The sequence below is a fragment of the Thermus sp. genome, assembly GCF_056332225.1.
In genome coordinates this window covers 1-1416 of record NZ_JBWGQW010000115.1, presented here as the reverse complement: position 1 = coordinate 1416, position 1416 = coordinate 1, and the positions used below count along the sequence as shown (strand labels likewise).

3 protein-coding genes and 1 pseudogene are annotated in these 1416 nt (G+C 70.4%); 3 read left to right on the top strand and 1 reads right to left on the bottom strand.

The features are described from left to right. Nucleotides 1–149 precede the first annotated feature (149 nt). Nucleotides 150–476 (top strand): DUF7718 family protein, encoded by a 327-nt coding sequence (locus AC01Y6_RS10340; protein ID WP_476671434.1) that lies wholly within the window; start codon nt 150–152, stop codon nt 474–476. Further along, nucleotides 470–742: a DUF5647 family protein gene (locus AC01Y6_RS10335; RefSeq protein WP_476671433.1), complete on the top strand. Its 273-nt coding sequence runs from the start codon at nt 470–472 to the stop codon at nt 740–742. Before AC01Y6_RS10340 ends, AC01Y6_RS10335 begins: the two co-directional genes overlap by 7 nt. Nucleotides 743–770: 28 nt before the next feature. Here the strand turns inward: AC01Y6_RS10335 and AC01Y6_RS10330 are convergent, their stop codons facing one another. Next, nucleotides 771–1037, bottom strand: a complete 267-nt coding sequence (locus AC01Y6_RS10330) for a hypothetical protein (RefSeq protein WP_476671431.1) — start codon at nt 1035–1037, stop codon at nt 771–773. Between the two features lie 172 nt (nt 1038–1209). Here AC01Y6_RS10330 and AC01Y6_RS10325 point away from each other — a divergent pair. Then, nucleotides 1210–1416 (top strand): annotated as a pseudogene (locus AC01Y6_RS10325) (hypothetical protein); the annotation flags it as partial.

Here is a 1416-nt window from a genome sequence, read left to right as displayed (position 1 = left end):
GGGCATGCTACGCTTGTTGGTGAAGCGGCTGGCCAGGGCCGCGTAGCTGGCCGTGGAGAGCTTTTACGACAGCCTCTGACTTGGCTTCCTGCCTTAGCCGCCCCTAAGGCCTTAGGCCCTTGAAGCCGGGAGAAGGGTAGCCTGGAACGGTGGTCCGCAGGCGGGAAGTGGTCCTCGGCCCGGACCGGCGCCTCCGCGTCACCCTAGAGGTGGAGCGGGGAAGGTTGCGCTCCTGGGCGGTGCAGCTGGAGTGGTGGGACCCCGAAGAGGGTCGCTGGGTCTGGGTGGCCCGTTACGACACCGCCGGGGGCAGGGCCCATCGGGACCGGAACCGCGTCGCCGCCCACGAGCCCGTGGACCTTCCCGAGGATCCCGGCAGGGCGGCGAAGGCGGCGGAGAGGGAGCTCTCCCAGCGGGCCGAGGAGTACATTGAGGCCTACCGGGCCGCCAAGGCCCAGGGGAGGGAAGCGTGGTGAACCCCGCGGAAAGGCTGGCCGAGCTGGACGGGATCCTCATGGACCACCTCCTGGAGGCAGGCCTCCTCCAGGAGCTCCCCGAGGCCTACCGCCTGGTCCTCCTCCCCCTGGACGAGCCCGAGGTAGCCGCGAAGGCCCTGGCCTGGGCCCGGGAGGCCCCCAACCCCGAGGGCTGGCCCCTGGTCTACGCCCTCTTCCTGGAAGGGAGGCCCGTCCGCCTCCTCCTGCCGGGCAGGGAGGTGGAAATGGGGGCTCAAGCCGCCTGAGGCCACTACCCGAAAGCGCTCGGTGGGCCTAATCGCTTGGGTTCACCTGGGGTAACGCCTGTAGGGGGAGCCCCGCGCCCAGGGCCCGGGCGTAGAGCACCAGGGGGTCCAGGTCCAGCCCCCCAGGCCACACCGGGGCCCCAAGCTCCGGGTCCACCCGTACCCGGGCGAAGAAGCCGGGATCCCGGAGGCGGGAGAGAAGCCCGGGAAGCTCCAGGGCCTCGGGGCTTGACCCTGGGCTGACCACAGGGAGGGAGGAGTTGCCGTAAACTACCCGGACAAGGGGGTGAAGCATGAAGGCAAACCGGCTTCTTTGGGCACTGGGAGTAGGGCTGTCCCTCCTTCTCGCCGCTTGCGGGGGACAGACGGCGGGGGGCGGTAGTGGAGGTGGCGGAGGAGGCGGCGGAGGAGGAGGTGGTGGCTCTTCCCCCTCCTTCACCCTCGACCTCAACCCCACGAGCCTCACGGTGCAGCAGGGGTCCACCGGCACCACCACCCTCACCGTAACCCCTCAGAACGGCTTCACCGGAAGGGTGAACCTCAGCCTGGTGGCGGGGCAGGACCAGGTGCCTCAAGGGCTCAACCTCTCGCCGGGCAGCGTTCAGGTCTCCGGGGCGAACCCCGTGCCCCAGACCCTCACCCTCTCCGCCCTCTCCTCCACCCCCACGGGCACC